Here is a 22796-nt window from a genome sequence, read left to right as displayed (position 1 = left end):
AAGACTGGATCTTCTTCCGAACGGTCTTGGACGTGGGTGGGGCGGGCGTGGCACGGCGACGGTCTTCCGGGGTGTGGTCGGTACTGGCCGAGGCGCAGCGCGAGCAGCATTGCCGCGCGGAGGCCCAGCGCAAGGCGGCCGCCGCCCGGCAGCGCGAGAGCGAACGGGCGCAGCGGGAGGCGCAGCGGGCGGCCGCCCGGGGTGAGCGCGAGGCGGTGAAGGCGTACCAGCAGGGGCGGGAGTCGGACGCCGCCCGGCGCAGCGCCGAACTGGACGGGCGGGTCGCCGAGTTGCGCGGGGTGCTGGCGGCCGGGCTGGCCGGGCCCGGCTTCGTGCTGGCCGGGGGCGGGCGTCCCGCGGTGCCGCCGTTCGACCCCGGTCCGCTGGGCGTGCCGGTGCCGATGCCCGACCAGGACTGGTACCTGGTGCCGCCCCCGTCCGGCCCGCAGGCGTACCAGCCGGGGGCGCGCCGGCAGTGGGAGGAGCAGTCCGCGCAGGCCAGGGCCAGGTTCGAGTACGACTGGCAGGCCGCCTGGGCCGCCGAACAGCACCGGCAGCGCCAACTCGCCGACTACCGGGCCCAGTACGACGCCTGGGCGGCCGAGCGGCACCGGCTGCTGGCCGGGCGGTCCGCCCAGGCCGGGGAGCTGACGGCGCGGCTGCGGGCGGGCGATCCGGCGGCGGTCGCCGAGTACTTCGAGGCGGTCGTCGACTGGCGCGAGGACTGGCCGGACGGCTTCCCCGCCGACGGCGAGACCTCCTGGGACGCCTCGACCCGGCGGTTGGTGGTGCGCTGGGAGCTGCCGCCGTACGAGGTGGTGCCGAGCGTCGGCCGGTACCGCTACGTCCGCTCCGAGGACCGCGAGGACGAGGTCGCCCGGCCCGCCGGGCAGCGCCGGGAGCTCTACCGCGAGGTGCTGGCGCAGTGCGCGCTGCGGGTGCTGGCCGAGGTGTTCCGGGCCGACACCGACGGCCTGCTCGCCTCGGTGGGCCTGAACGGCGTGGTGGTCGCCCCCGATCCGGCGACCGGGCAGGAGGGCGAGCGCTGCCTGCTGACCGTGGAGGCCGACCGCGCCGCTTTCGAGGCGCTGGCCCTGGACCGGGTCGCCCCGCTGGACTGCCTGGTCGACGCGCTCGGCGGCCGGATCTCCGCCCGGCCGGAGAAGGGCGAGGCCGTCCCGGAGCTCCCCACCGCCTTCGCCGCGGCCGACGAGGGGCCCGACCTGTTCGCCATGGACCCGCTGGAGTTCGAGCGGCTGATCGCCGAGCTGTTCCGCCGCCGGGGCCTGCGCACCAGCACCACCGCGCGCAGCGGTGACGAGGGCGTGGACGTGCTGGCCGAGGACCCGGACCCGATCACCGGCGGGAAGATCGTCATCCAGGCCAAGCGCTACCGGCACACCGTCTCGCCGAGCGCGGTGCGCGACCTGGAGTCCACCATGCGCCACCAGGGCGCCAACCGGGGCATCCTGGTGACCACTTCGGGCTTCGGCCCGGGCTCCCGCAAGCACGCCGAGAACAAACCGCTCACCCTGGTGGACGGCCCGCTGCTGCTCGCGCTGCTCCGCGAGCACGGTCTCCCCGGCCGGCTCGGCCCGGCCCCCGCGGTCCCCGCCGCCCCCGTGCGGCGCACCGCCGCCCCCGCCGCCGAACTGGTGCCGGGCCAGAACCTGGTGCTGCCCGACGGCGAGCTGCGGGTGGTGTTCCGGTCCGGCGGTGCGGAGGCCGACCTGACGCTGCTGCTGCTCGACGCGGACGGCAAGGTCCGGCACGACCGGGACTTCGTCTTCTACCACCAACCGGAGGCGGAGGACGGCGCCGTGACGCTCCGTCCGGACGAGCGCAGCGCGACCGTCCGGACCGGGCGGCTCCCGGCGGCGGTGCGGCGGGTGGCGGTCTCGGTCAACCTGGACGCGGACGGCGACGGCAGCTGCGCGGACCTGGTCGACCCGGTGGTGGAGCTCTCCTCCGGCGATGGCAGCTGGCTGTTCCGGCCGCCGGCCGACCCCGCGGTCTCCGCGATGCTGGTCGCCGAGGTGTACCGGCACCCGGCCGACGGCTGGAAGCTGCGCGCGGTCGGCCAGGGCTGGTCGGACGGCCTGGCCGGCCTGGCCCGCGACCACGGCGTGGACGTCGCCTGACGGGCGGCGCCCGGGGGCGCCCGGGCGCCCGCCCCCGGGCGCCGCGGTCACCGTCCGATCGCCTTGGCGTGCTTCCACTCCGTCGCGCAGGCGCGGTAGCCGAACCAGTCGTTGATGGCGAGCATCGGGGCGTTGTCCGCGTCGTTCTGGGTGTACGCGGCGGTGAGGCCGCGGGCCTTGGCGCGGTGCAGGGAGTGCGCCTTGGCGAGTTTGGCCAGGCCGCGGCCGCGGTGGGTGGAGCGGGTGGCGGTGAAGGAGGACCAGTAGGTGCGGTGGCCGTCGGTCTGGGCGGCGGAGAACGCGACCGGCTCGCCGTCGGCGAGGACGACCGCGGTGAGGGCGTGCTCCTGGTCGGGGCGCTGCCAGATCTCGGCGAGCCAGCTCTCGTAGGACTGGTCGTCGAGGACGAGGTCGCCCGGCTCGGCGCGGGTGCCGTCGATGTCGACCAGGTAGATCGGGTACGGGTCGTCCAGGAAGTCGGCGGCGGTGCGCAGTTCGACGCCGGGCGGGGTGGGCGGCAGCGGGGGCAGCGGGGCGGTGAGGTCGAGGCCGGAGAAGCGGCCGGCCCGGCCGCGCCGGTAGCCGCGGGCGGCGGCGAAGCCGAGCGCCTCGGGGGTGTCGTCGGCCCAGCCGTGGGCGTCCCGGGTGCCGAGGGCGGCGAGTTCCCGTTCGGCGGCGGTGAGCAGCGCGGTGCCGATGCCCGCGCCGCGGTGCTCGGGGAGCACGCTGACGTTGAGGAAGCCCTGGTGGGGGGTGGTGCTCTCGGCCACCGGGCCGAACCGGGCGGTGCCGACGACCCGGCCGCCCCGCTCGGCGACCAGCAGGTGGTAGTGCGGCAGGGCGGCCAGCCAGGCGGTGACTTCGGGGGTGGTGACCAGGTGCGGGCGGCCGGCCCGGTAGGCTTCGGCGGCCCCGACGGCGTCGGTGGAGGCGAACGGGCGGATGCGGTACGGCGAGGAAGTCATAGGCATGTCACGTTAGTCAGTCGTCCGTCCGTGCGCCGCCGAATTTCCCCCCACCCGCGCGGAAGTTCGGCCGGTGCGGCCGAACCTCAAGTTCAGCTCTGAGTTTCCGTTGTCCCGCTTGGCATCGGTGCCCGGCGGATACATCCTCGGCAACGGGGAGCGGGGCCTTCCGAAAGGCCCGCCGGAAAAGGGGGTGGAATATGTCTTCGTCCGGTATTCCACGATTGGGCACCGGCATCGGCTGGCGCCCGGAGATCGACACCGCGGTGGAGCGGCTGGACGGCCTCGACTGGGTGGAGGTGGTCGCGGAGAACGTCTGCGCCGAGCACCTGCCGCCCTCGCTGGCCGAGTTGCGCTCCCGCGGCGTCACGGTCGTCCCGCACGGCGTCTCGCTCGGCCTGGGGGACGCCGCCGAACCGGACCCGGCCCGGCTGGCCCGGCTGGCGGGCGTCGCCGAGGCGCTCGGGTCGCCGCTGGTCAGCGAGCACCTGGCGTTCGTCCGGGCGGGCGGCCTGGAGGCCGGGCACCTGCTGCCGGTGCCGCGCACCCGGGCGGCGCTGCGGGTGGTGGCCGCCAACGTGCGGATCGCCCAGCGGGAGCTGCCGGTGCCGCTGGTGCTGGAGAACATCGCCGCCCACCTGGCCTGGCCGGGCGACGAGTTGACGGAGGCCCAGTTCCTCGCCGAGCTGGTCGAGCGCACCGGCGTCCGCCTGCTGGTGGACGTCGCCAACCTGCACACCAACCGGGTCAACCTGGGCGTCGACCCGGCCGCCGAACTGGACCGGCTGCCGCTGGAGGCCCTCGCCTACGTGCACGTGGCCGGCGGCGTCGAGCGCGACGGCGTCTGGCACGACACCCACACCCACCCCGTCACCGCGCCCGTGCTGGAGGTGCTGGCCGCGCTCTGCGAGCGGGCCGACCCGCCCGGGGTGCTGCTGGAGCGGGACGGCGCGTACCCGCCGCCCGCCGAACTGTCCGCCGAACTCGACGCCATCCGCCGCGTCCAGCGCCTGCACCGGAGGGAAGCCGCCCGTGTCTGAGCACCACGAATACCTGATCCGCGACCGCGCCGACGCCGAACTCGCCCTCGCCCGGGTCGAACTGGCGCACCGCCAGGAGGAGTTGCTGGCCGCTCTGACGGCCGGCGGCCCGGCCCCGGCCGGCTTCGACCCGGAGCAGCTGCGGGTCCAGGCCGCCGGCCTGCTCGCCAAGCGCCGGGAGACCGTCGGCCACCTGATGCCGGAGCTGCCCGATCTGCTCGGCCCGGACTTCGCCCCGCTGTTCGACCGCTACGCCGCCGTCCGCCCGCTCACCGGCGGCTACCGGGCCGACGCCCGGGCCTTCGCCGAGTGGGCCCTGGACGGCGGCCCCGCCGCCGCCGACTGGCAGCCCGCGCTGCGCCGCCTGCTGCGCCCCGCCGCCTCCCGGTGGAGCCGCCTGCTGCCGCGCCGCGACCGCACCGCCAAGGCGCACCCCTGACCGCTCCGCACCGCACAGAAAGGAACCACGGGGGATGTTGGACTTCCGGTTCTTCCTGGCGTTCGCCCTCGTCGCGTGCGCCGTCGCCGTCTCCGCCGTCTTCAACCGGCGCAGCCGCCGGGTCACCGACGTACGGGGGCTGCCTGGGCGCGGCCTGCCGCTGTTGGACGCCGCCTTCCTGGCCGGCGGGCCCGCCCGGGTGGTCGACACCGCGCTGGTCCGGATGGAGCGCGAGGGCCGGGTGGTGATCTCCCGGGCCCACCGGGTCACCGTCACCTCCGACCGGACGTCCGACCCGGTCGAGCGGGTGCTGATCACCGCCGTGGGCGGCCGGGCCGGGCGCGACCTGTCCGTGCTGCGCACCTCCGTGATGGGCAGCCCCGAGGTGCAGCGGATCGGCGACGGGCTCGCCGCCCGCGGCCTGCTGCGCAACCCGGCCGCGCTGCGGGCCGCCCGGCGGGCCCGCCGGCTGGTGCTGCTGGCGCTGCTGGTCGCGGTGGTACTCGGCGCGGTCTCCACCGTGCGGTGGCTGAACGGGCCCGGGGAGTCCGCCGCTCCGGCGTTCGTCCCGTACTTCCCACTCGTCCTGTTCACGGTGCTCGTCCTGGTCGCCACCCGTCCGCCGCGGAGCCGGATCACCCCGGCCGGCCTGCGCCAGTTGCAGCTGATGCGCGGCGGCAGCGCCTGGCGGCCGCGGGAGGTGCAGCGGGAGCACGCCCGGCTGGTCGGCGCGTTCGCCCTCGACGGCACCGCCGCGCTGGGCGGCTCCGCGCACCGGGCGCTGCGCGAGGCGCTCGACGGCGGCGCCGCCGTCCTCCTCCGACCGGTGCGGGGCTCGCGGCGCGGCCGGGCGGGCGGCGGCACGGAGTACGCGGCCGGGGCCGGTGCGGGGGCCGGTGCGGGGGCGTGGTGCGGGACGTCCAGCGGCTCGTCCTGCGGGTCGTCCGGCCATTCGGGCGGTTCGCACCACTCCTGCGGGAGTTCGTCCTCGCACTCCTGCGGCGGTTCCTCGCACTCCTGCGGGTCGTCCAGCTCCTGCGGGTCCAGCTGCGGCGGGGGCGGCGGGTGCGGTGGTTCCTGAGGCCCCGCCGAGTCACAGTTCGGTATCGCGGCGCGGGTACCCGTTCCGCTTCCGGCCCGCACAGGACTAGAACGAAGGGCATGTGGGTGTTGCTGCTGATCCCGTCCTGTGCCGCCGCGGTGCTCTCGTGCCTGCGCCTGGTGCGGGTCGCCGCGGTCGCGGACGCCCTCACCGGGCGGGCCCCGCACCCCGCCCACCGGCCCTCCGGGGTCGGCCTCTACGAGACCGCGTACCTGGCCGGGGGCCCAGCCCGGGTGGTCGACCTGGCCTTGGTCCGGATGGCCGCGCTGGGCCGGCTGCACCTCGCGCACACCGGCTGGACCACCGTCGTCGACCCGCGGGGCCGGGGCCGCCTCGAACGGGCCCTGATCGGCGCGATCGGCCCCGACGGCCAGTGCCGCACCGCCCAGTTGAAGGCGGCGCTGGCCGCCCACCCCACCGTCCGCGACATCGGCGACCGGCTGGCGCTGGCGGGGCTGGCGACGCCGGCGGTGGTCCGCGACCGCGCCCTGCGGGCGGTCCGGCAGGTCCGCTACGCGCTGCTCGGGGCGGCCTCGATGCTGCTGCTGACCGTCCTGCTCACCGCCCCCGACGGCACCGCCGCCCGCACCGCGGTGGCCTGGTACGCTCTCCCGCTGGTCCTCACCGGCGGGACCCTGCTGATGGCCCGGGTCGACGTCCACGCCTACACCGCGTGGGCCGCCCCCGCCGGCCAGACCCTGCTGCGGGCCCTCCCCTGCCGCCACACCGTCGCCACCGACGACGACCTGCTCACCGCCGTCGCCATCTCCGGCACCGCCGCCGTCCGGGACCCGCGGCTGCGCGCGGCCCTCGGCTCCTGACCCGGGGGGCAGGGGCCGGCCCGGCCGCGCGCGGCGGGGTGCGGCCGGGGCCCAGGCCCTGTCCGGCCGATCTTGCCGGGCGCACGACGCCGGATCATCCCGGCTGGAAGCACCGGCGAAACACCCAAGTACATCCAGTACGAGGGCGTTCCGCCGGCACTCCCAGCCGGGCGCCCGACGCCGCGCGCCGATCCGACAAGACCGACCGGACAGGGCCTAGTAGAGGCCGGCCAGCAGGTCGGCGACCGGCTTGCGGCGGCCAGTGAAGAAGGGGACCTCCTCGCGGACGTGCAGGCGGGCCCGGGAGGGGCGCAGGTCGCGCATCAGGTCGACGATGCGGTGCAGTTCGTCGGCCTCGAAGGCCAGCAGCCACTCGTAGTCGCCCAGGGCGAAGGAGGCGACGGTGTTGGCGCGCACGTCGGGGTAGCCGCGGGCCATCATGCCGTGCTCGGCGAGCATCGCGCGGCGCTCCTCGTCCGGGAGCAGGTACCACTCGTAGGAGCGGACGAAGGGGTAGACGCAGACGTACTCGCGGGGCCGCTCGTCGGCGAGGAACGCCGGGATGTGCGACTTGTTGAACTCGGCGGGGCGGTGCAGCGCCATGTTGGACCAGACCGGCTCCAGGTGGCGGCCGAGCCCGGTGCGGCGGAAGCGGTTGTACGCCTCCTGGAGGTCGTCGGAGTCCTCGGCGTGCCACCAGACCAGGAGGTCGGCGTCGGCGCGCAGCGCGGAGACGTCGTAGGTGCCGCGGACCACGACGTCCTTGGCGGCGAGCTGCTCGAAGAGGGCGTCGACCTCCGCGGCGAGGCCGGTGCGGTCCTCGGGGAGGGCGTCCTTGAGCTTGAACACCGACCACATGGTGTAGCGGATGACCTGGTTGAGGTCGCGGGCCTTCTTCTTCACGGGCTGCTCAGTGCTTTCGGTCATGGGTTCATTGTCCCTTCCGTGCGGGCGGCGCCGGTGCCGGGGGTGAGGTGCTCGGCGGCGCGCCGGGCGCCGGCGATGACGGCGGGGATGCCGACGCCGTCGTACGCGGCGCCGCAGACCGCGATCGCGCCCAGGGCGTCGAGGCGGGCGCGAATCCGGGCGACCCGGTCGAGGTGGCCGACCGGGTACTGCGGGAGCCCGGCCCGCCAGCGGGTGACGGCGTGGTCGTACGGGTGGCGCGCAGGCCGACGGCGGTGCGCAGGTCGGCGAGCGAGCGGGCGACGAGTTCGGCGTCGTCCAGGTCCAGGGCGGCGTCCTCGCGGTGGCGGCCGAGCGAGGTGCGCAGCAGGAAGGCGTCGGGGGCGGAGCGGGCCAGCCAGCCCCACTTGTTGCTGGAGAAGGTGGACGCCTTGATGCTGCGCCGGTCGACCGGCGGGACGAGGAAGCCGCTGCCGGTGAGCGGGCTGCCGGCCAGGTCGGCGCGGCGGAAGGCCAGGGTGACCAGGGCCATCGAGGCGTACTCGACCTGCCGGAGCTCGGCGGCGGCGCCGGGGGCGTCGGCGGCGAGCAGCGCGGCGGCCTGCGGGGCGGGGACGGCCAGCACCACGGCGTCGGCGGCGAGTTCGCGCCCGCCGGCGGTGATCCGCCAGCCGTCGGGGGTGCGGCGCAGGGCCTCGACGGGGTGGCCGGTGAGCAGGTCGGCGCCGTGGGCCCGGTCGTGGGCGGCGACCGCCTCGGGGAGGGTGCCGAGCCCGCCGTCCAGGCCCTGGAAGACCGGTCCGGTGGCGGTGGCGCGGCTGCTGAGTTCGCGGATGGCGGCGGTCAACGGCCCCGGCTGGTGGGCGAGTTGCAGCAACTGCGGGACGGCGGCGCGGATCGAGATCTCATCGGCGTGCCCGGCGTACACGCCGCCGAGCAGCGGCTCGACCAGCCGGTCGACCACCTCGCGGCCGAGCCGGTCGGCGATGTAGCGGCCGATCGGGGCGTCCTCGCCGAGCGCGGCGGGCCGCTCCCGGCGGGCCCGCTCCAGGCCCTCGGGGGTGAGCACGCCGGACGCCTCCAGCGCGTCCAGGTCGCCCGGTACGCCCATGAGTTGGCCGCCGGGCAGCGGGCGCAGGCCCTCCCTGGTCCAGATCGCGGCCTTGGCGGTGGTGGGCGGCTCCAGCCGGTCGCCGAGGCCGACCCGGCGGGCCAGCTCGACGGCCTCGGGGCGGCGGGCGAGCACCGACTCGGCGCCGAGGTCGACCCGGACGCCGCCGACCTCGCCGCCGCGCAGTTTCCCGCCGAAGCGCCCGGACGCCTCCAGCACGGTCACCCGCACCGCCGCGTCCCCGAGGAACGCCGCCGCGGCCAGGCCCGCGATCCCGCCACCGATCACCACGACGTGAGGTTTCGCCATGCCGACCAGTCTCCCAGCCCTTATCCGGATCGCCGGGATCGGCCCCGGAGCGCCCCGAGACCGGGGCGAGTCCGCAGCGTGATCGTTCCGGTACCGTCGGTGCGGGTCCGCTCCCGGGGCCGTCGCGTCACAGTCTCGTGGGGGCGGGCGGACGGCCCGCCCCGGAACACGGGGAGGGAACCGAATGGACCTGCAGGTACGCCGAGCGGGCGCGGTCGGGGCACTGGCCGCGGTGCTGCTGCTGGCCGGGTGCAGTGCGAGCGGCGACCACGCGTCGAGCTCGGCGGCGGTCGCCGACGCGAAGGGCGGCGCCCAGGCGCCGGGCGCGGCGGCGGCCACCCCCGGCAAGGGCGACGCCCCCGCCGGGGCCGGCGCCGGGGGCGCGGCCGGGACGGCGACGGCGGCCGCGACGGATCGTCAGATCGCCTACCAGGCGAAGCTGACGCTCCGGGTGGAGAACGTCGGCGACGCGAGCGCCAAGGCCGTCGACCTGGTCACCCGGGCCGGCGGGTACGTCGCCGGGGAGGACCTGCGCGGCGGGACGGGCGACAGCACGCAGTCCACGCTGACGCTCAAGGTCCCGTCCGCGGCCTACCAGGCCACCCTGGACGGGCTCGGCGGGCTCGGCACCCGGCTCGGCCTCAGCAGCCAGGCCGAGGACCTCACCGCGCAGATCGCCGACACCGACAGCCGGGTCAAGTCCATGCAGGCCAGCGTGGACCGGGTGCGGGCGCTGATGGCGGACGCGAAGAGCCTGGCCGAGGTGGTGTCGCTGGAGAGCGAGCTGACCCGCCGCGAGTCCGACCTCGAATCACTCCAGCACCAGCAGCAGCAGCTCGCCGCCCGCACCTCGCTCTCCACCGTGACCCTGGACCTGGTGACGGCCCGCCAGGCCGTCCGGGTCGAACCGGAGAAGAAGCAGACCGGCTTCTGGGCCTCCGTCGGCCACGCCCTCTCCGGCGGCTGGCACGCGCTGGTGGTCCTGGTCCGCGCCCTGCTCATGGTGCTGGCGGCCCTGGCCCCCTTCCTGCTGGTCCTGGCCCCGTTCGCCTGGCTGCTGCGCAGGCAGCTCCGCAAGCGCCCCCGGACCCCCCGCGGCCCGGTCCGGCGCGCCCCGCACACCCCGCACGCCCCGATGCCGCCCGCCCCGCCCCGCCCGACGCACACCCCGGACGGCGAGGAGTAACCGAGGAGCACCGGACCGCCCCGGAGGCCGGGGAAGGGTGAGCGGGGCGGGGGCGACGCCCACGGTGGCGAGGGTGGGACGGCCCGGGGCTGCTCGGACGCGGAGGTCTGCCGCCGCCTGCCGGTCTCCGGGGCGGCGGCCTCCCGGCACGTCGGCAATCCTGCTCGGGTTCGACCCGCCCCGGCCGAGGACGCCCACCGCCGCGCCCCGGCCGCCCTCGCCCGCCCGGGCGGCGGGGAGTCGGCCGGGGGCCTCAGCGGGCGCTGGCCTCGTGGACGAAGGCGACCAGGCGGGTGAGGGCGTCCGGGTCCATGGTGGGCATGACGCCGTGGCCGAGGTTGAAGATGTGGTGGCTGCCGCCGAGGGCCTGGGCGGCGTGCAGGACCTCGCGGGCCTTGGTCTCGACCACGTGGGTGGGGGCGTAGAGGACGGCGGGGTCGAGGTTGCCCTGCAGGCCCTTGCCGGGGCCGACCCGGTTGGCGGCCTCGTCGAGCGGGACGCGCCAGTCGACGCCGACGATGTCCGCGCCGGCCTGGCCCATCAGGCCGAGGAGTTCGCCGGTGTTGACGCCGAAGTGGATGCGCGGGACGCCGTAGGGCTCGACCGCGTCGAAGACCTTGGTGCTGGCGGGCAGCACCGAGCGGCGGTACTCGTCGGGGGCGAGCGCGCCGGCCCAGGAGTCGAAGAGCTGGACCGCCGAGGCCCCGGCCTCGATCTGGATCTTCAGGAAGGCGGAGGTGATCTGGGCGAGCCGGTCGACCAGTTCGGCCCACACCTCGGGGGCGCCGTACATCATCGCCTTGGTGTTCTCGTACGACTTCGAGGGCCCGCCCTCGACCAGGTAGCTGGCCAGCGTGAAGGGGGCGCCGGCGAAGCCGATCAGCGGGGTGGCGCCGAGTTCGGCGACCAGCAGGCCGACCGCCTCGGTGATGTAGGGCATGTCGTCGGGCTCCAGCGGGCGCAGCCGCCGGAGGTCGGCCGCGGTGCGGATCGGGTCGGCGATGACCGGGCCGACGCCGCCCTTGATCTCGACGTCGATGCCGACCGCCTTGAGCGGGACGACGATGTCGGAGAAGAAGATGGCCGCGTCCACCTTGTGCCGGCGCACCGGCTGGAGGGTGATCTCCTTGACCAGGTCGGGCCGCATGCAGGCGTCGAGCATCGGGACGCCCTCGCGGACCTTCAGGTACTCGGGCAGTGAGCGGCCGGCCTGCCGCATGAACCAGACGGGGGTGTGCGGCACCGGCTCGTTGCGGGCGGCGCGCAGGAAGACGGAGTCGTACGCGGCGCCGCGGGGCCGCTGACCGGACTGGGCTGCGGGGGTCTCACTCACGGGTCACATCCTCGCACGCGGCCGGTGGGCCCCCGCCCGGGCGGGCAAAACGGACACCTCGGGCGGTGGCCGCCGGGGCGGTGCGCACGGCCCGCCCGGTTTCCGGGTTTTCGGCACGCCGGAGGCACGAAAGTGCTCGGCTTGCGGGTCCGCGCCGCCTAGGCTTCCGGTCATGGCAGCGGTCGGCGGGCAATCCGCGCAGGGTGGAGGAACGGGCAGGGAGTCGGCGCCGATCGAGTTCCGCGACGCGGTCGAGGCGCTGACCGGGGCGCGGCTGCGCCCCGAGGTACGGCTGTCCCCGCAGCCCGCCCCCCGCCGGCTGGCCCCGCACGCCTTCGCGCTCTCCGCCTCGGTGGAGGTGGACGGCGAGGAGCTGGCGGACGGCACCCTGGTCCTGCTGCACGACCCGGCCGCGCCGGAGGCGTGGAACGGCGACTTCCGGGTGGTGACCATGACCCGGGCCGATCTGGAGCCGGAGATGGCGGGCGACCCGCTGCTGTCCGAGGTCGGCTGGAGCTGGCTGCTGGACGCGCTGCAGGCGCAGGCCGCCGGGTACGCCGAGCCGTCCGGCACGGTGACCAGGTGCCACTCCCAGTACTTCGGCGCGCTGGCCGAGCGCGGCGCGTCCACCGAGATCGAGCTGCGGGCGTCCTGGACGCCGGCCGACCGCCGCTTCGAGCGGCACCTGGCCGCCTGGGCGGACCTGCTGTGCGTCTGCGCGGGGCTGCCGCCGTCCGCGCCCGCGCCGCTGGCGGCCGACGGGCCGGGCGGGCTCGGCGGCGTGGTGCCGATGCCGGCCCGCCGCCGGCCGCGCAACTCGCACTGACCGGCCGTCAGGCGTCCGGGCGCCCCGCGCGGTGCCCCGGCGGCACCGCGCGGACGCCTCGGCAGGCACCCCGGCAGACACCCTGGCAGGCACCCCGGCAGACACCTCAGGGGGACAAGCCCGCGTCCCGGGAGCGGCGCCACCCGCAGGGCTGACGGAGTGTGACTTCCCATCCACTCCGGGTCAATTACCTGCACGTTTGCGATCGCCGCGTCGCCGTTCCCGATCGAATGTGTGCGATTTCCAAGCATGTCGTACCGGTCACCTGCACGATTTGTCCGTATTGTTACTCACCAGATCGTGATCACCCGCTAAAGCCGGGCACGGTTGATGCCGAAGGTGTCAGTGACCCTTTCCAGACGCGGAACGCTCCGACCGCCCCCTCGGGGTTCGTCCGCCACTCCCCCCGGAGGCCTCAGGTGTCGGTCCTTCTCGAGCACCCCGCAAGCGTGGTCGCCTACCGCCCGACCAAGCCCACCGCCATGGTGGTCATCGCAGATCCCCGGGTCCGGAACACGGTGACCCGGCACCTATGGGCACTCGGTGTCCGCGACGTCATCGAGGTGTCTTCGATCGCCGAGGCCCGGCCCCGGGTCTCCACGCCGCGCGACATCTGCATCGCCGACGTGCACCTGCCGGACGGCTCCGGCCTGACCGTCCTCGCCGAGACCCGCGCCGCGGGCTGGCCCAACGGCCTGGCGCTGTCCGCCGCCGACGACATCGGCGCGGTCCGCTCGGCACTGGCCGGCGGCGTCAAGGGCTACGTGGTGACCGGCACCCGGACCAACATGCCGATGCCCGGCCGTCCCGGCCTGCCGATCGGCGCCGGCCTGGCCGGCCGGATGCGCCGCCCCGGCCTCCCCGGCCACCACCACCCCGGTGCGCCCGGCCACCACGGCGCCCCCGGCCAGCCCGGTGCCGCCCCCGGCGCCCCGGGTGCGCCCGGCGCCCAGCCGTCCGCGTACCGCGAGCTGTCCGGCCGCGAGGTGGAGGTGCTGCGGCTGGTCGCCGAGGGCCAGTCGAACAAGGCGATCGGCGTGGCGATGGGCCTGTCCGCACTGACGGTGAAGAGCCACCTGGCGCGCATCGCCCGCAAGCTGGGCACCGGCGACCGGGCCGGCATGGTGGCGGTGGCACTGCGCACCGGCATCATCCACTGACCCACATCGTCCCTGGTGGCGGCCCGGAGGAACGTTTCCTCCGGGCCGCCGCCGTTCGCCCTGCTGCTTCCCTGCCGCCTCGCTGCCGCTTCCCGCCGCTCCCCCGTACGCCCTGGCGTGACAGCCCGTCAGCGGCCCCCGCGCCGCGCCGCGAACGTCCGGCGGGCACCCCGCCGCACCGGGACCGGGCGGCCCGGCGGCGGCCCGCCCTCCCCGGCTGGCATATGTCAGAACATGGTCCGACCAGTCAGACAACACTCCCGGCGGCGACACACGACGTACCCTTGGGGGGTGACCGACGCCGTAGCCTCCATCCCCGAAGAGACCGCCCCGGTACCGCTCCTCGAGCCCAGGGACGGACTCCCACCGGTGGTGGCGGACGAAGCGGCCCTCGCCGCCGTCGTCGAGGGCTTCCGCCGCGGCACCGGCCCGGTGGCCGTCGACGCCGAGCGCGCCTCCGGCTACCGCTACGGCCAGCGCGCCTACCTGATCCAGCTGCGCCGCGAGGGCGCGGGCACCGCGCTGATCGATCCGATCGCCTGCCCCGACCTGACCGGCCTGAACGCCGCGCTCGCCGACACCGAGTGGGTCGTGCACGCCGCCACCCAGGACCTGCCCTGCCTGTTCGAGGTGGGCATGCACCCGGGCCTGCTGTTCGACACCGAGCTGGCCGGCCGCCTCGCCGGGTTCCCCCGGGTCGGCCTGGGCCCGATGACCGAGAACGTGCTGGGCCTCTCGCTGGCCAAGGAGCACTCGGCGGTCGACTGGTCCACCCGCCCGCTGCCCGAACCCTGGCTGCGCTACGCGGCGCTGGACGTCGAGGTGCTGGTCGACCTGCGGGACGCGCTGGAGGCCGAGCTGGAGCAGCAGGGCAAACTCGGCTGGGCCCACCAGGAGTTCGCCGCCCTGGCCGCCGCGCCCCCGCCGGCCCCCGGGTCGACCCGTGGCGCCGCACCTCCCAGCTGCACAAGGTCCGCCGCCGCCGGCAGCTGGCCGCCGTCCGCGAGATGTGGCTCACCCGGGACCGGATCGCCCGCGAGCGGGACGTCTCCCCCGGCCGGGTGCTGGCCGACGCCGCGATCGTGAACGCCGCGCTGGCCATGCCGGCCAACGCGCCCGCGCTGATCGCCGTCCAGGGCTTCGGGCCGCGGATCAACCGCCGCCAGCTGGAGCAGTGGCTGGCCGCGATCGAGCGCGCCCGCGAGATCCCGGAGTCCGCGCTGCCGCCCGCGACCGCCCCGCACGACGGGCCGCCGCCGCCGCGCGCCTGGGCCGAGAAGGACCCGGTCGCCGCAGCCCGGCTCAGCGGCGCCCGGGCCGCCGTCACCGCGCTGGCCGAGCAGCACCACCTGCCCGCGGAGAACCTGATCACCCCCGACCTGGTCCGCCGGGTCTCCTGGGAGCCGCCGGCCCGGCCGGACGCCGACGCGGTCGCCGACGCGCTGCGCGCCCTGGGTGCCCGCGCCTGGCAGACCGAGCTGGTCGCCCCGGCCCTGGCGCAGGCGTTCCGGGCTGCGGCGGAGGGCTGAGGCCGGTCCCCGGACCCCCGCCGGGGCGGGGGACCGGCGGCGGGGAGGGGCGGGGCGGCGTGACCGCCCTCACGGTCCTTGCCGGGCGTTGTTACTCGTGGGTAGATTGGTGGGCGCAGCAGCGCCGATCCTGGGCGCGCTCATCGTCATGTCCCCCTGGGAGGAGAGCCCCCGTGCCTCGTACCGCGAGGGACGTCGTCTTCGTCGACGGCGTCCGCACCCCGTTCGGCAAGGCCGGCCCGAAGGGCATCTACCACGAGACCCGCGCCGACGACCTGGTCGTCAAGTGCATCCGTGAACTGGTGCGCCGCAACCCGAGCCTGCCCGTCGAGCGGATCGACGAGGTCGCCGTCGCCGCGACCACCCAGATCGGTGACCAGGGCCTGACCATCGGCCGCACCGCCGCGCTCCTCTCCGGCCTGCCGAAGTCCGTGCCGGGCTACGCGATCGACCGGATGTGCGCCGGCGCGATGACGGCCGTCACCACCACCGCGGGCGGCATCGCCTTCGGCGCCTACGACGTCGTGGTGGCCGGCGGCGTCGAGCACATGGGGCGGCACCCGATGGGCGAGGGCGTGGACCCGAACCCGCGGTTCGTCTCGGAGAAGCTGGTCGACGAGTCCGCCCTGTTCATGGGCATGACGGCGGAGAACCTGCACGACCGCTTCCCGCACCTCACCAAGGAGCGCTGCGACGCGTACGCGGTGCGCTCGCAGGAGAAGGCCGCGAAGGCGTACGCCAACGGCGACATCCAGCCGGACCTGGTGCCGATCGCGATCCGCAACACCAACCCCGAGATCGGCGAGACCGGTTGGGGCCTGGCCACGGTGGACGAGCCGATGCGCCCGGGCACCACGCTGGAGTCGCTGGCCGGCCTGAAGACCCCGTTCCGCCCGCACGGCAACATCACCGCGGGCAACGCGGCCGGCCTGAACGACGGCGCCACCGCCTCGCTGCTGGCCGCCGAGGACGTGGCCCGCGAACTGGGCCTGCCGGTCAAGATGCGCCTGGTGAGCTACGCCTTCGCGGGCGTCGAGCCCGAGGTGATGGGCATCGGCCCCGTCCCGGCGACCGAGAAGGCGCTGGCCAAGGCCGGCCTGACCATCGAGGACATCGGCGCGTTCGAGGTCAACGAGGCGTTCGCCGTGCAGGTGCTGGCCTTCCTGGACCACTACGGCATCGCGGACGACGACGAGCGGGTCAACCCGTACGGCGGCGCGATCGCGTTCGGCCACCCGCTGGCCTCCTCGGGCGTGCGCCTGATGACCCAGCTGGCCCGCCGCTTCGAGCAGCGTCCGGACGTCCGCTACGGCCTCACCACCATGTGCATCGGCTTCGGCATGGGCGGCACCGTCATCTGGGAGAACCCCCACTTCGAGGGTGGTAAGTGACCATGAGCACCACTGAACTGCTGCAGCGCGCCGCCGAACTGTTCCCCGGCGAGGTCGTCACCACCGCGCACGTGCGCCACCTGGACCTGCCGCTGCAGGCCGGCAAGCTGGCCCTGATCACCCTGGACAACGGCTTCGACCACACCAAGCCGACCACCTTCGGCCCGGGCTCGCTGGCCAAGCTCTCCGCGGCGCTGGACCAGGTCGAGGCGGAGGCCGCCGCGGGCGAGGTGGTCGCGGTCGCGATCACCGGCAAGCCGTTCATCTTCGCGGTCGGCGCCGACCTCAAGGGCGTCGAGATCCTCACCGAGCACTCCGACGCGCTGGCCATCGGCAAGGGCGGCCACGACGTCTTCAAGCGGATCGCCGCGCTGCCCGTCCCGTCCTTCGCCTACTACAACGGCGCGGCGATGGGCGGCGGCGTCGAGGTCGGCCTGCACTGCGGCTACCGGACCGTCAGCGCGGGCGTCCCGGCGTTCTCGCTGCCCGAGGTCTTCCTCGGCCTGGTGCCCGGCTGGGGCGGCTGCACCCTGCTGCCGAACCTGATCGGCCCCGCCAAGGCGGTCAAGGTCATCATCGAGAACTCGATGGCGCAGAACAAGCAGCTCAAGGGCAAGGAGGTGTTCGAGCTCGGCATCGCGGACGCGATCTTCGAGCCGGCCGACTTCCTGGAGCAGTCGCTGCTGTGGACCGCCAAGGTGCTCAAGGGCGACGTGGTCGTCGAGCGCGAGGAGTTCGACCGCGGCAAGGCGTGGGACGACGCCGTGCTGTGGGGCCGCTGGGTCGCCGACGCCAAGGTGCACGGGGCCGCCCCGGCCGCGTACAAGGCGCTGGACATCATCCAGCAGGTCAAGGACGGCGACCTGCAGGCCGGCTTCGACGCGGAGGACGCCGCGCTCGCCGACCTGATCATGAGCGGCGAGCTGCGCGCCGGGCTGTACGCCTTCAACCTGGTGCAGCGCCGCGCCAAGCGGCCGTTCGGCGCGCCGGACAAGTCGCTGGCCCGCCCGGTCACCAAGGTCGGCGTGGTCGGCGCCGGCCTGATGGCCTCCCAGCTGGCGCTGCTGTTCGCGCGCCGGCTGGAGGTGCCGGTGGTGCTCACCGACATCGACCAGGCGCGGATCGACAAGGGCGTGGGCTACGTCCACGCCGAGGTCGACAAGCTGCTGGAGAAGGGCCGGATCGGCAAGGACAAGGCCAACAAGCTCAAGGGCCTGGTCTCCGGCCACCTCGACAAGGCCGTCGCGTTCGGCGACGCGGACTTCGTGATCGAGGCCGTGTTCGAGGAGATGGGCGTCAAGCAGAAGGTGTTCGCGGAGCTGGAGGCGGTGGTCTCGCCGACCACCGTGCTGGCCACCAACACCTCCTCGCTCTCGGTCACCGAGATGGCCTCCAAGCTCCAGCACCCGGAGCGCGTGGTCGGCTTCCACTTCTTCAACCCGGTCGCGATCCTCCCGCTGCTGGAGATCGTCCGGGCCGAGCGGACCGACGACGCCTCGCTGGCCACCGCGTTCGGGGTCGCCCGGAAGCTGAAGAAGACCGCGGTGCTCACCAAGGACGCCCCGGCGTTCGTGGTCAACCGCATCCTGACCCGCTTCATGGGCGAGATCCAGAACATCATCGACGAGGGCACCCCGTTCGAGACCGTCGAGGCCGCGGTGAAGCCGCTCGGCCTGCCGATGTCCCCGATCGCCCTGCTCGAACTGGTCGGCCCCGCGATCGCCCTGCACGTCTCCGAGACCCTGCACGGCGCGTTCCCGGACCGGTTCTCCGTCTCGGCGAACCTCGGCAAGGTGGTCGAGGCCGGCAAGCGCGGCTTCTACGTCTGGCAGGACGGCGCGCAGGTCCTCGACCCCGAGGTGCTGGCGCTGCTCTCCTTCGGCGACACCGTCCTCACCGAGGAGCAGGTGCGCGCCCGCGCGCTGGAGGCCGTCGCCCAGGAGATCGGCCTGATGCTGGACGAGGGCGTGGTCGGCGAGGCCCAGGACATCGACCTCTGTATGATCACCGGCGCCGGCTGGCCGTTCCACCTCGGCGGCATCACCCCGTACCTCGACCGCGAGGGCGTCTCCGAGCGCGTCAACGGCAAGAAGTTCCTGGCCCCGGGCCTGGCTTCGGTCCCCGCCTGACGCAGCCTCGACACCACGCCGCCGGGCGGCACCCCTCCTTCGGGACGGGGTGCCGCCCGGCGGCGTTGCTACGCTGCCGCTCTTTCACGCGACGAGGGGGTGCGGGCGTGCTCGTGCTGGTGCACGGCGGGCTGTGGGACGAGCCGGTGGACGCTGCGGTGTTCTGGGACCGGCCCGGGGTGACGGCGGGGCTGCGGGCGGCGGGGGCCGACGTGCTCGCGCCCGACCGGGCGATGCGGGCCGGGAGCTGGGCGGCCGAGGCGGAGCACCTGGCGGCGGCGCTGCCGGACGGGCCGCCGGTCGTCCTGGTCGCGGGCTCCAACGGCTGCTCGGCGGCCCTCCGGCTGGCCCTGGCGGCCCCCGGACGGGTCCGGTCCCTGGTCCTGGCCTGGCCGGCCACGGCGGGCGACGAACGGCTGGACGCACTGATCCGGGCGGCCGTGCCGGAGGCGGCCGGGCTGCTGGCCGGCGGGGTGCTGCGCGGTGTCACCGACGCGGAACTGGCCGGGCTGCGGCTGCCGGTGGCGGTCCTGCCCGCGGCCCCGGAGAACCCCGTCCACCGGCGCCGCACGGCGGACGCGCTGCTGGCCCTGGTCCCCGGCGCGGTGGAGCTGCCCGGCTGCCCGGAGCCGCCGCACCCGGCCTTCCGGCCGGAACCGCTGATCGCCGCGCTGACTGGGTGGACCGGCTGAGCGGGCTCCGCCGTCCGCCCGGAGCAGCCGGGCCTCCGGGCCTCCGGCGGAGCCCGTCGGCGGGGGCCGCTACCTCTTCTTGAGGCGGTAGATCACCGTGTCGCCGGTGACGCCGACGACCTCGTAGTAGGTGTCGAGCAGGCTGGCGATCCGGGGGACCTTGTCGGGCTGGTAGGGGGCGGTGCCGGAGTCGTCGACGAAGACCTCGGGGAGGCCGTTGGCGGAGATCTCGTGGTCGAAGGTCTGCCAGGCGTCGGAGACGGAGTACTCCTCGCCGACCTTCTCGCCGCCCTTGCCGCCGCTGAAGTTGGTGAGGAAGCCGGCGGTGAGGTAGCGGCTGGCGGGGCGGCGGTCGGCGAGCCAGTAGAGCTCGGGGTGCATGCCCCAGACCAGGACGGTGTCCTTGGGGGTGGTCTGGGCGGCGACGGCGGTGGCGACCTCGGTGGTCTGGGTGAGGCGCTGGCCGGGCCAGAAGACGGCGAGGCCCCAGAAGACGGTGCTGGCCAGGGTGCAGTAGGCGACCACGGGGCGCCAGGGGACGGCGGAGGTGGCGACCGCGCCGACGCCGAGCAGGACCAGCGGGGGCATCAGCTGGAGGTAGTAGTGGCCGAAGAAGTGGAAGCCGACCGAGACCGCGACGACGGAGGAGAGCAGCCAGACCCAGAGGTCGGCGGTGGAGCCGCGCTCGGGGCCGCGGGCGGGGACCGGGCGGCGCCGGCGGCGCAGCCACAGGCGGTGGGCGTAGGGCAGCAGGAAGGCGAGTCCGGCGCTCAGCAGGATCGCGGAGTTGCCCAGGGCGCGGCCGATCATCTGGGGCCAGTTGGAGCCGAGCACGGCGTAGTCGCCGGAGCCGGTGACGACCCAGAACAGGAAGCCCTTGGGCTTGGTGAGGATGGCGGCGACCAGCGCTATCGGCAGGGCGAAGCCGAAGCCGATCTTGGCGAGGGCCGGCGGCCAGGGGACGCCGCGGCGGCGGGTGTCCTGGAGCAGCATCCAGAGCACGGGGAGCATGACGGCGCCGCCGGTCTGCTTGGTGAGCGAGCAGAGCGCGACGGCGATGCCGGCGGCCAGCCAGCGGCGGCGCTCCGCGTAGCGGAAGGCGAGCACCATGGCGGGCAGCATGAAGACTTCGAAGGTGGCGGCCTGGGTGTCCTCCGGGGAGAGCCCGATGGAGACCAGCAGGTAGAGGATGCCCGCGTAGCGGCCGGCCCGGTCGCCCCAGCGGCCGCGGGCGGTGGAGGCGAGCAGGACGGCGGTGGCGAGGTGGGCGCCGATCGCCAGCAGGCGCAGCGGCCAGAGCGAGACGGAGCCGAAGAGCGCGAAGCAGGCTTCGTACAGCCAGGGCAGCAGCGGGGGCTTGCGGTCGACGACGGTGTCGTAGAGGACGCCGCCGTCGGCGAGCATCCGGGCCTGGGTGGCGAGGTAGCCCTCGTCGGGGCTCCACACGGGGCGGAGGAAGGAGGGCAGGTGGGTGACGGTGGCCAGGGCCGCGAGCAGCGGGACCAGTCTGGTCCAGTACCCGGCCCGGACGTGCCCGTGGAGGCGGTCGGCGAGGGCGCGGGGACGGCTCGTGGCGGTGTGGGGCACGGGTGACAACCTACCGGGCGCGAACGGGCGGAGGAGTGCCGGTCCAGGAATGAGTGTGACGGTCCGACAATAGCCGCACCGCCGGGGGCCGGCGCTGCGGCTCCCGGGCGGTGCGTCCACGGAGGTTGCGGGCGGCCCCGGCGGGGCGGCCGGCCCCGGGCGGGGCGGTCAGCTCCGGGCGAAGGAGCGGGCGTCGACCAGGGCCGCGATCTTCTCGGCGATCGCCGGGGCGGTCAGCCCGATCTCCGCCATGATCTCGGCGCGCGAGGCGTGGTCGAGGAACTGCTGCGGGATGCCGAAGTCGCGCAGCGGGACGTCCACGTCGGCGTCGCGCAGCGCCTGGGCGATCGCCGAGCCGACGCCGCCGGCCCGGCCGTTGTCCTCGACGGTGACCACCAGGCGGTGCTGGGCGGCCAGGCCGGGCAGCGCGGCGTCCACCGGCTTGACCCAGCGCGGGTCGACCACGGTGCTGGTGACGCCGCGGGCGGCGAGCAGCTCGGCGGCCTCCAGGCAGACCGGGGCCATCGCGCCGACCGAGACGATCAGCACGTCGGCGGCCTCGTCCGCGGTGCCGCCCTCGTGGCGCCGGAGCACGTCCATGCCGCCGACCTGGCCGACGGCGGGCACCGACGGGCCGACGCTGCCCTTGGAGTAGCGGACCACGGTGGGGGCGTCGGTGACCTCGACGGCCTCGCGCAGCTGGAGCCGGACCTGCTCGGCGTCGCGCGGGGCGGCCAGCCGCAGGCCGGGGACGACCTGGAGGATCGACATGTCCCACATGCCGTTGTGCGAGGCGCCGTCGGTGCCGGTGACGCCGGCCCGGTCGAGCACGAAGGTGACGCCCAGCCGGTGCAGCGCGACGTCCATCAGCACCTGGTCGAAGGCCCGGTTCAGGAAGGTCGCGTAGACCGCGACGACCGGGTGCAGGCCGTTGGTGGCCAGGCCGGCGGCGCAGACCGCGGCGTGCTGCTCGGCGATGCCGACGTCGAAGATCCGGTCGGGGTACGCCTTGGCGAACGGGGCCAGGCCGACGGGGTGCAGCATCGCGGCGGTGATCGCCACGATGTCGCGGCGCTCGCGGCCGAGCGCGACCATCTCCTCGCCGAACACGGACGTCCAGTCCTTGCCGGCGGTCTTCACCGGCAGGCCGGTGTCGGGGTGGATCACGCCGACCGCGTGGAAGCGGTCCTCGTCGTTGTTCTCGGCGGCGTGGTAGCCGCGGCCCTTCTCGGTGATGCAGTGCACGATGACCGGGCCGCCGAAGCCGCGCGCCTTGGTGAAGGCGGACTCCAGGGCCTGCAGGTCGTGGCCGTCGATCGGGCCGATGTACTTGAGGCCGAGGTCCTCGAACATGCCCTGCGGGGCGATGAAGTCCTTGAGGCCCTTCTTGGCGCCGTGCAGGGTCTCGAACATCGCCTGGCCGACCACGGGGGTGCGCTGCAGCGCGTCCTTGCCCCAGGACAGGAAGCGCTCGTAGCCCCGGGTGGTGCGCAGCGTGGAGAGGTGGTTGGCGAGGCCGCCGATGGTCGGCGAGTAGGACCGCTCGTTGTCGTTGACGACGATGACGACCGGCAGGTCCCGGCTGTCGGCGATGTTGTTGAGCGCCTCCCAGGCCATGCCGCCGGTGAGCGCGCCGTCGCCGATCACGGCGACCACGGGGCGGTCCTTGTGGCCCTGGATCTTGTTGGCCTTGGCCAGGCCGTCGGCGTAGCCGAGGACGGTGGAGGCGTGCGAGTTCTCGATCACGTCGTGCTCGGACTCGGCCCGCGAGGGGTAGCCGGACAGGCCGCCCTTCATCTTGAGCCGGGAGAAGTCCTGGCGGCCGGTCAGCAGCTTGTGGACGTAGCTCTGGTGGCCGGTGTCGAAGAGGATGCGGTCGCGCGGGGAGTCGAAGACCCGGTGCATCGCGAGCGTCAGCTCGACCACGCCGAGGTTGGGGCCGAGGTGGCCGCCGGTCTTGGAGACCTCCTCCACCAGGAAGGCGCGGATCTCCTCGGCGAGCGCCGTCAGCTGCGCGGGCGTGAGTCGATCGAGATCGCGCGGTCCCCGAATGCGGGTCAGCAGGGCCACCCGTTCCTCCTCGTCCAAGTTCTCGCGCCCGCATGGGCCCGGAGGGCGTACGCCCCGCT

14 protein-coding genes and 3 pseudogenes are annotated in these 22796 nt (G+C 75.0%); 11 read left to right on the top strand and 6 right to left on the bottom strand.

Annotated features, from left to right (window positions below; genetic code table 11):
• The first annotated feature begins 71 nt into the window (after positions 1 to 71).
• Positions 72 to 2141: a restriction endonuclease gene (locus QMQ26_RS25460; RefSeq protein ID WP_282202802.1), complete on the top strand. Its 2070-nt coding sequence runs from the start codon at positions 72 to 74 to the stop codon at positions 2139 to 2141.
• Positions 2142 to 2188: 47 nt separating this feature from the next.
• Here QMQ26_RS25460 and QMQ26_RS25455 read toward each other — a convergent pair whose 3' ends face one another.
• A complete protein-coding gene (locus tag QMQ26_RS25455; protein WP_282202801.1) occupies positions 2189 to 3106 on the bottom strand; it encodes a GNAT family N-acetyltransferase in 918 nt (305 codons plus the stop codon).
• Positions 3107 to 3321: 215 nt separating this feature from the next.
• Here QMQ26_RS25455 and QMQ26_RS25450 point away from each other — a divergent pair.
• From QMQ26_RS25450 to QMQ26_RS25440, 3 genes and pseudogenes are all read left to right on the top strand, one after another.
• Positions 3322 to 4585, top strand: a pseudogene (locus QMQ26_RS25450) (DUF692 domain-containing protein).
• Positions 4586 to 4619: 34 nt separating this feature from the next.
• Positions 4620 to 5666, top strand: a complete 1047-nt coding sequence (locus QMQ26_RS25445) for a TIGR04222 domain-containing membrane protein (RefSeq protein WP_282202800.1) — start codon at positions 4620 to 4622, stop codon at positions 5664 to 5666.
• A gap of 80 nt (positions 5667 to 5746) precedes the next feature.
• A complete protein-coding gene (locus tag QMQ26_RS25440) occupies positions 5747 to 6508 on the top strand; it encodes a TIGR04222 domain-containing membrane protein (RefSeq protein WP_100840280.1) in 762 nt (253 codons plus the stop codon).
• A gap of 216 nt (positions 6509 to 6724) precedes the next feature.
• Here QMQ26_RS25440 and hemQ read toward each other — a convergent pair whose 3' ends face one another.
• Positions 6725 to 7435: a hydrogen peroxide-dependent heme synthase gene (gene hemQ, locus QMQ26_RS25435; RefSeq protein WP_100840281.1), complete on the bottom strand. Its 711-nt coding sequence runs from the start codon at positions 7433 to 7435 to the stop codon at positions 6725 to 6727.
• A pseudogene (gene hemG, locus QMQ26_RS25430) lies at positions 7432 to 8834 on the bottom strand (protoporphyrinogen oxidase). The gene hemQ and the pseudogene hemG overlap by 4 nt, the downstream one beginning before the upstream one ends.
• A gap of 184 nt (positions 8835 to 9018) precedes the next feature.
• Between hemG and QMQ26_RS25425 the strand changes: the two are divergent.
• Positions 9019 to 10020, top strand: a complete 1002-nt coding sequence (locus tag QMQ26_RS25425) for a DUF4349 domain-containing protein (protein ID WP_282202799.1) — start codon at positions 9019 to 9021, stop codon at positions 10018 to 10020.
• 253 nt (positions 10021 to 10273) lie between these two features.
• Here the strand turns inward: QMQ26_RS25425 and hemE are convergent, their stop codons facing one another.
• Positions 10274 to 11353: a uroporphyrinogen decarboxylase gene (gene hemE, locus QMQ26_RS25420; protein ID WP_282202798.1), complete on the bottom strand. Its 1080-nt coding sequence runs from the start codon at positions 11351 to 11353 to the stop codon at positions 10274 to 10276.
• A gap of 172 nt (positions 11354 to 11525) precedes the next feature.
• Here hemE and QMQ26_RS25415 point away from each other — a divergent pair, with 172 nt between their 5' ends.
• From QMQ26_RS25415 to QMQ26_RS25390, 6 genes and pseudogenes are all read left to right on the top strand, one after another.
• Complete coding sequence (locus tag QMQ26_RS25415) at positions 11526 to 12179, top strand: DUF3000 domain-containing protein (RefSeq protein ID WP_100840285.1); 654 nt, start codon at positions 11526 to 11528, stop codon at positions 12177 to 12179.
• A 419-nt stretch (positions 12180 to 12598) separates the two neighbouring features.
• Entirely contained in the window at positions 12599 to 13339 is a 741-nt protein-coding gene (locus tag QMQ26_RS25410; RefSeq protein ID WP_100840286.1) for a response regulator transcription factor, read from the top strand.
• Between the two features lie 291 nt (positions 13340 to 13630).
• A pseudogene (locus QMQ26_RS25405) lies at positions 13631 to 14868 on the top strand (HRDC domain-containing protein).
• 173 nt (positions 14869 to 15041) lie between these two features.
• Entirely contained in the window at positions 15042 to 16259 is a 1218-nt protein-coding gene (locus QMQ26_RS25400; RefSeq protein WP_100840288.1) for a thiolase family protein, read from the top strand.
• Positions 16260 to 16261: 2 nt separating this feature from the next.
• Positions 16262 to 18388 carry a 3-hydroxyacyl-CoA dehydrogenase NAD-binding domain-containing protein gene (locus QMQ26_RS25395; protein ID WP_282202797.1) on the top strand — a complete coding sequence of 709 codons (2127 nt, stop codon included), beginning with the start codon at positions 16262 to 16264 and terminating at the stop codon, positions 18386 to 18388.
• A gap of 107 nt (positions 18389 to 18495) precedes the next feature.
• The gene (locus tag QMQ26_RS25390) at positions 18496 to 19080 is read left to right on the top strand and encodes an alpha/beta hydrolase (RefSeq protein WP_100840290.1); all 585 of its coding nucleotides are present in this window, start codon (positions 18496 to 18498) and stop codon (positions 19078 to 19080) included.
• Positions 19081 to 19149: 69 nt separating this feature from the next.
• On the opposite strand, the gene QMQ26_RS25385 is transcribed toward QMQ26_RS25390, so the two are convergent.
• On the bottom strand, positions 19150 to 20667 hold the full coding sequence (locus tag QMQ26_RS25385) for a glycosyltransferase family 39 protein (protein WP_100840291.1): 1518 nt from the start codon (positions 20665 to 20667) through the stop codon (positions 19150 to 19152).
• 168 nt (positions 20668 to 20835) lie between these two features.
• Positions 20836 to 22737: a 1-deoxy-D-xylulose-5-phosphate synthase gene (dxs, locus tag QMQ26_RS25380; protein WP_199847230.1), complete on the bottom strand. Its 1902-nt coding sequence runs from the start codon at positions 22735 to 22737 to the stop codon at positions 20836 to 20838.
• Positions 22738 to 22796 lie beyond the last annotated feature (59 nt).

The sequence above is a fragment of the Kitasatospora fiedleri genome (assembly GCF_948472415.1).
Classification (GTDB): domain Bacteria; phylum Actinomycetota; class Actinomycetes; order Streptomycetales; family Streptomycetaceae; genus Kitasatospora; species Kitasatospora fiedleri.
The sequence above is the reverse complement of the archived record's forward strand: the minus strand, read 5'-3'. Positions and strand labels throughout refer to the sequence as shown.

Excerpts from the sequence above, each read along its gene's own strand:
- QMQ26_RS25425 (WP_282202799.1), top strand. The coding sequence starts at position 9,019 with ATGGACCTGCAGGTACGCCGAGCGGGCGCGGTCGGGGCACTGGCCGCG.
- hemQ (WP_100840281.1), bottom strand. The coding sequence starts at position 7,435 with ATGACCGAAAGCACTGAGCAGCCCGTGAAGAAGAAGGCCCGCGACCTC.
- QMQ26_RS25440 (WP_100840280.1), top strand. The coding sequence starts at position 5,747 with ATGTGGGTGTTGCTGCTGATCCCGTCCTGTGCCGCCGCGGTGCTCTCG.
- QMQ26_RS25455 (WP_282202801.1), bottom strand. The coding sequence starts at position 3,106 with ATGACTTCCTCGCCGTACCGCATCCGCCCGTTCGCCTCCACCGACGCC.
- QMQ26_RS25415 (WP_100840285.1), top strand. The coding sequence starts at position 11,526 with ATGGCAGCGGTCGGCGGGCAATCCGCGCAGGGTGGAGGAACGGGCAGG.
- QMQ26_RS25445 (WP_282202800.1), top strand. The coding sequence starts at position 4,620 with ATGTTGGACTTCCGGTTCTTCCTGGCGTTCGCCCTCGTCGCGTGCGCC.
- QMQ26_RS25395 (WP_282202797.1), top strand. The coding sequence starts at position 16,262 with ATGAGCACCACTGAACTGCTGCAGCGCGCCGCCGAACTGTTCCCCGGC.